At 59.8% G+C, this 1,056-nt stretch carries 1 protein-coding gene; it reads right to left on the bottom strand.

Translation table 11 applies throughout. From position 1 onward, the window contains the following. Positions 1-199: 199 nt before the first annotated feature. Positions 200-1,056: hypothetical protein (locus HV796_RS42675; protein ID WP_175233609.1), on the bottom strand; the 857-nt coding region annotated here is incomplete at its 5' end.

Genomic DNA, 1,056 nt, shown 5'->3' with positions numbered 1-1,056 from the left:
TCGAGACAGGCGACCCGCCGCCCGGCCGTGGACAACCCGCGACGCAACAGGAGGATCCACACCTGGCTAAAACCAACTGCAGTTCCGTCCGTCGAACCGGGTCACTCTCAGACTTCGTTGCTGGCATCAGGTACGTGCACGAGCTTGAGAATCAGACTTGTGTGTAATGGAATGGCCTATCCCCGCTCACGCGGAAAGATCATGATCCCCGCTTTTCTGCGTTACTTTGCAGTTTGAACCCGAAGGCCCGATTGATGGCTGCGCGCGTGTTGGGCTGTAAGCCATGATGCCGGATCCCCTCGTTGACTGCCTGTTCCAGCGCGGCAGGATGCGCACCTACACCGCTGCCCGCGGGCACCAGTTGCGACCATGACTGACCCTGCTCTTCCAGATGCGCCAGGAACCGGTTGATGCTAGAGCGGTATACCTTATTCAGTTCTTCGGGCAGAACCTTCCTCAGATCCTTGTGCTCCTGAAGATCAGGCGCTCTGTGTATGTCGCCTTGCAGCCTGAACCCGAAGGCCTGGTTGAGCGCAGCGCGCGTGCTGGTCTGCAAGCCGTGATGCCGGATACCCTCGTTGATGGCCTGTTCAAGCGCGGCAGGACGCGCACCCGCACCGCTGCTGCCCGCAGGTACCAGTTGCGACCATGACTGACCCCGCTCTTCCAGATATACTAGGAGCCGCTTGACGCTTGAGCGGTATCGATGATCCAGTTCTTCGGGCAGATCTTTTAGCAGATCCTTGTGTTCCTGAAGATCCGGCATGAGCCGAACTATTTTTGTGTCGCCTTGCAGCCTGAACCCGAAGGCCTGGTTGAGCGCAGCGCGCGTACCGGTCGGCAAGCCATGATGCCGGATCCCCTCGTTGACTGCCTGTTCAAGCGCAGCAGGACGCGCACCCGCACCGCTGCCCGCAGGCACCAGTTGCGACCATGACTGTCCCTGCTCTTCCAGATGCACCAGGAACCGGTTGACGTTAGAGCGGTATGCCTGAGCCAGCTCCCCGGGCAGGTCCTTCAGCAGATCGATGTGTTCAGGTAATGTCGGAACGAACC

It is taken from the genome of Paraburkholderia humisilvae (assembly GCF_902859855.1).
Lineage (GTDB): Bacteria > Pseudomonadota > Gammaproteobacteria > Burkholderiales > Burkholderiaceae > Paraburkholderia > Paraburkholderia humisilvae.
Note: the sequence above shows the minus strand (reverse complement) of the source record. Positions and strands in the feature narration are given on the sequence as shown.